The organism is Mariprofundus sp. EBB-1 (assembly GCF_003665155.1).
Lineage (GTDB): Bacteria > Pseudomonadota > Zetaproteobacteria > Mariprofundales > Mariprofundaceae > Mariprofundus.
Window position 1 is genome coordinate 1 of record NZ_RCFQ01000057.1, and the last position, 5,551, is coordinate 5,551.

General features: G+C 50.4%; 2 tRNA genes and 3 rRNA genes. All 5 read right to left on the bottom strand.

Annotated features, from left to right (window positions below):
* Positions 1-196: 196 nt before the first annotated feature.
* Positions 197-311 (bottom strand): 5S ribosomal RNA (rrf, locus tag D8Y20_RS13395).
* 100 nt (positions 312-411) lie between these two features.
* Positions 412-3,358: ribosomal RNA gene (locus tag D8Y20_RS13400) — 23S ribosomal RNA — on the bottom strand.
* A gap of 211 nt (positions 3,359-3,569) precedes the next feature.
* Positions 3,570-3,645, bottom strand: a tRNA-Ala gene (locus D8Y20_RS13405).
* A gap of 66 nt (positions 3,646-3,711) precedes the next feature.
* Positions 3,712-3,788, bottom strand: a tRNA-Ile gene (locus D8Y20_RS13410).
* 149 nt (positions 3,789-3,937) lie between these two features.
* Positions 3,938-5,474, bottom strand: a 16S ribosomal RNA gene (locus D8Y20_RS13415).
* The 16S, 23S and 5S rRNA genes sit together here with 2 tRNA genes alongside, the layout of an rRNA operon.
* Positions 5,475-5,551: the final 77 nt, after the last annotated feature.

Genomic DNA, 5,551 nt, shown 5'->3' on the forward strand with positions numbered 1-5,551 from the left:
TACAGTACCATCGGCGCACAATCCGGCAGGACAGCCGGATTGGACGAGCTTTAGCACGCCTGAAAGGTGAGGGCCATGGATGGCCCGAATCCAAAGAGCTTAGCTATCAAAACAAACGTGCCGACAATCCCTGAATTCCGGGCACAAAAAAAGCCCCACTGGAGATTTCTCTCAACAGTGGGGCTCTACGTAAAATTCCTGGCATCGACCTACTCTCCCGTAGCGAACGCTACAGTACCATCGGCGCAAAAGAGCTTAGCTTCTGAGTTCGGGATGGGATCAGGCGTTACCTCTTCGCTATGGACACCAGGAAACTGGTGCGACCGAATGTATTCTCTTTCAAGAACTCATCCAATCACTAGCTAATATTTTGTGATAATCGTATAAGACATTCCAATGACTTAACGTTGCATGGTTAAGCCTCACGGGCAATTAGTACTGGTCAGCTCCATGTATTGCTACACTTCCACACCCAGCCTATCAACGTGGTAGTCTTCCACGGCCCTTTAGGGAGCTTAAAGCTCCGGGAGAATTCATCTCGAGGCTGGCTTCCCGCTTAGATGCCTTCAGCGGTTATCCATTCCAAACGTAGCTACCCTGCAATGCTCTTGGCAGAACAACAGGAACACCAGAGGTTTGTCCATCCCGGTCCTCTCGTACTAAGGACAGATCCTCTCAATTCTCCAACGCCCACGGTAGATAGGGACCGAACTGTCTCACGACGTTCTAAACCCAGCTCACGTACCACTTTAATCGGCGAACAGCCGAACCCTTGGGACCTGCTCCAGCCCCAGGATGTGATGAGCCGACATCGAGGTGCCAAACCGCGCCGTCGATATGAACTCTTGGGCGCGATCAGCCTGTTATCCCCGGCGTACCTTTTATCCGTTGAGCGACGGCACTTCCACTTGCTACCGCCGGATCACTAGAACCGAATTTCTTCCCTGCTCGACTTGTCAGTCTCGCAGTCAGTCTCACTTATACTCTTGCGCTCAATGGTTGATTTCCGACCAACCTGAGTGAAACTTCGCGCGCCTCCGTTACTCTTTAGGAGGCGACCGCCCCAGTCAAACTACCCACCAGACAATGTCCCAGACCCGGATAACGGGCCTTGGTTAGAACCCAAGCATATTCAGGGTGGTATCTCAAAGATGGCTCAATATGAACTAGCGTCCATATATCAAAGCCTCCCACCTATTCTGCACAAAATATACCTAGATCCAATGTCAAGCTGTAGTAAAGGTGCACGGGGTCTTTCCGTCTAGCCGCGGGAATGCTGCATCTTCACAGCAAGTTCAATTTCGCTGAGTCTCTGGTTGAGACAGTGGGGAAGTCGTTACGCCATTCGTGCAGGTCGGAACTTACCCGACAAGGAATTTCGCTACCTTAGGACCGTTATAGTTACGGCCGCCGTTTACTGGGGCTTCGATTCAGAGCTTCGCGTCAAGCGCTAACCCCACCTCTTAACCTTCCAGCACCGGGCAGGCGTCACACCCTATACATCGCCTTACGGCTTAGCAGAGTGCTATGTTTTTAGTAAACAGTCGCTACCCCCTGGTCACTGCAACCTTCTTCTGCTCCACGGGCAAGCCGCTTCACATAAAAAAGGCACCCCTTCTCCCGAAGTTACGGGGCCAATTTGCCGAGTTCCTTAACCAGAGTTATCTCAAGCACCTTAGGCTTCTCGCCTCGCCTACCTGTGTCGGTTTACGGTACGGTCAATCTTAGACTGAAGCTTAGAGGATTTTCTTGGAAGCATAGGATCACTGAGTTCGTTCGAACCGAAGTAAGAACACCACGTAACATCTCAGCCAAAGAGAGTCCGGATTTACCAAAACTCTCGGCCTACATGCTTGTACCAGGACAACCAAACGCCTGGATCAGCTACCTTTCTCCGTCCCCCCATCGCATCTAAAATCGGTACAGGAATATTAACCTGTTTCCCATCGACTACGCATTTCTGCCTCGCCTTAGGGGCCGACTAACCCTGCCCTGATTAGCATGGTGCAGGAAACCTTGGGCTTTCGGTGAACGGGTTTTTCACCCGTTTTATCGCTACTTATGCCAACATTCTCACTTCTGATACCTCCACGACTCCTTACAGTATCGCTTCGCAGGCTTACAGAACGCTCTCCTACCGTGCATAAATGCACCCGTAGCTTCGGTGGTATGTTTAGCCCCGTTATATCTTCCGCGCAGACCGACTCGACCAGTGAGCTATTACGCTTTCTTTAAAGGATAGCTGCTTCTAAGCTAACCTCCTGGCTGTTATTGCCTTTCCACTTCGTTTTCCACTTAACATACACTTTGGGACCTTAGCTGACGGTCTGGGTTGTATCCCTCTTGACCATGGACGTTAGCATCCAAGGTCTGTCTCCCATGATTGTACTCACCGGTATTCGGAGTTTGGTTAGGTTTGGTAAGTCGCGAGACCCCCTAGCCCATCCAGTGCTCTACCCCCGGTGGTAATACATGAGGCGCTACCTAAATAGCTTTCGGAGAGAACCAGCTATTGCCAGGCTTGATTGGCCTTTCACCCCTATTCACAAGTCATCCCCATTGTCTTCAGCCAATGTGGGTTCGGTCCTCCACGATGTCTTACCATCGCTTCAACCTGCTCATAAATAGCTCGCCTGGCTTCGGGTCTATGCCCAGTGACTATGGTCGCCCTATTAAGACTCGCTTTCGCTACGGCTCCTGCTGATGCATTAACCTTGCCACTGAGCCATAAGTCGTTGGCCCATTATACAAAAGGTACGCGGTCACACGGTCCGAAGACATCGTGCTTCCACTGCTTGTAGGTCCATGGTTTCAGGTCTATTTCACTCCCCTCAACGGGGTACTTTTCACCTTTCCCTCACGGTACTGGTTCACTATCGGTCGCTGAGACGTATTTAGGCTTGGAGAGTGGTCTCCCCAGATTCAGACAAGGTTTCACGTGTCCCGTCCTACTCAGGATACTACTAGGTTAGTTTAAAATTTCGATTACGGGGCTATCACCCACTATGGCCACACTTTCCAGAGTGTTTATCTATTTCTCACTATACCATGTTGTAGTCCTACAACCCCGGTAAGTAAACTTACCGGTTTGGCCTGTTCCCGTTTCGCTCGCCGCTACTCAGGGAATCTCTTTTGATTTCTATTCCTGCAGGTACTAAGATGTTTCAATTCCCCACGTTCGCTCCATACATCCTATGTATTCAGATGCAGGTGACAGTCGAAACTGCCGGGTTTCCCCATTCAGATATTTCCGGATCAAAGCCTACTTACCGGCTCCCCGAAACTTTTCGCAGGTAGTCACGTCTTTCATCGCCGCTCAGCGCCAAGGCATCCCCCATGGACCCTTATTCACTTAACCAATGCAACATTAAAGCATCGGAATGTCTTACATCATATACTGTGAACAACAATATATGATCGGCTTGATGCTACTATGAGGAGCGATCCCCAATGCATCAAACCTGTTTAACAAAATAAGATAATTCTTATCTTGCCAACTGATTATCACAAAATACCAACTTGTAAAGAACAACAACTGTTATATTAGACTGTATAGTCACACCAAAAACTGGTGGAGGATAGCGGGATCGAACCGCTGACCTCCTGCGTGCAAGGCAGGCGCTCTCCCAGCTGAGCTAATCCCCCAGTTTGGACGGTATGACTTACTATCCTCTTGGACGCGTAGGTTTTGACTAGCTTGCGACCAAGATATGGTGGGCTCGGGTGGATTCGAACCACCGACCTCACGCTTATCAGGCGTGCGCTCTAACCAACTGAGCTACGAGCCCGTTGTTATTGCGGAATTCAGGAGAATCCAATCATTACAATCTAATCTTTACGATTAAATCATTACAATCGGCCTCTTCAACCAAATTCCTTAGTGATTTCTATCTGAACTGTGAATGCGCCGGATCTCGACCTTGGGATATATTCCCTAAAAGGAGGTGATCCATCCGCACCTTCCGGTACGGATACCTTGTTACGACTTCACCCCAGTTACCGACCACACCGTAGACGCCTGCCTCCCCGAAAGGTTAGCCCGGCGGCTTCTGGTGCAACCAATTCCCATGGTGTGACGGGCGGTGTGTACAAGGCCCGGGAACGTATTCACCGCGGCATGCTGATCCGCGATTACTAGCGATTCCAACTTCATGAAGTCGAGTTGCAGACTTCAATCCGAACTGAGACAGATTTTCGAGATTAGCTCCACCTCGCGGTATTGCGGCTCGCTGTATCTGCCATTGTAGCACGTGTGTAGCCCTGGACATAAGGGCCATGATGACTTGACGTCGTCCCCACCTTCCTCCGGTTTGTCACCGGCAGTCTCGCTAGAGTGCCCAACTTAATGATGGCAACTAACAATAGGGGTTGCGCTCGTTGCGGGACTTAACCCAACATCTCACGACACGAGCTGACGACAGCCATGCAGCACCTGTCACTTAGCTCCCGAAGGCACTACTCTATCTCTAAAGTATTCTAAGGATGTCAAACCCAGGTAAGGTTCTTCGCGTTGCGTCGAATTAAACCACATGCTCCACCGCTTGTGCGGGCCCCCGTCAATTCCTTTGAGTTTTAATCTTGCGACCGTACTCCCCAGGCGGTCAACTTATCGCGTTAGCTTCGCCACTGCAGGGGTCGATACCCGCAACGGCTAGTTGACATCGTTTAGGGCGTGGACTACCAGGGTATCTAATCCTGTTTGCTACCCACGCTTTCGATCCTCAGTGTCAGTATTGGTCCAGTAAGCCGCCTTCGCCTCAGGTGTTCCTCCGTATATCTACGCATTTCACTGCTACACACGGAATTCCGCTTACCCCTCCCAAACTCTAGCCTGCCAGTATCGGATGCAGTTCCGGGGTTGAGCCCCGGGATTTCACATCCGACTTAACAAACCACCTACGATCTCTTTACGCCCAGTAAATCCGAACAACGCTTGCACCTTTCGTATTACCGCGGCTGCTGGCACGAAATTAGCCGGTGCTTCTTCTAAAGGTACCGTCAAATCAGCGCAATATTAGTACGCTTCTCTTCTTCCCAATTGAAAGCGGTTTACAACCCGAAGGCCTTCTTCCCGCACGCGGCGTCGCTGCATCAGGGTTTCCCCCATTGTGCAATATTCCCCACTGCTGCCTTCCGTAGAAGTCTGGACCGTGTCTCAGTTCCAGTGTGACTGATCATCCTCTCAAACCAGTTACAGATCATCGCCTTGGTAGGCCTTTACCCCACCAACTAGCTAATCTGACGCGGACTCATCTATCAGCGCAAGGCCCCGAAAGGTCCCCTGCTTTCCTCCGTAGAGATTATGCGGTATTAGCTACAGTTTCCTGTAGTTGTCCCCCACTAATAGGCAGATATCCACGCGTTACTCACCCGTGCGCCACTCGTCAGCTCCCGAAGGACTGTTACCGTTCGACTTGCATGTGTTAGGCACGCCGCCAGCGTTCGTTCTGAGCCAGGATCAAACTCTCCAAAGAAAGTTGATACTTAGTTTTACTTAATCCCGACATTGGTCACATAGACCAAACTCAAATATATAAACGTTAACGTTTAA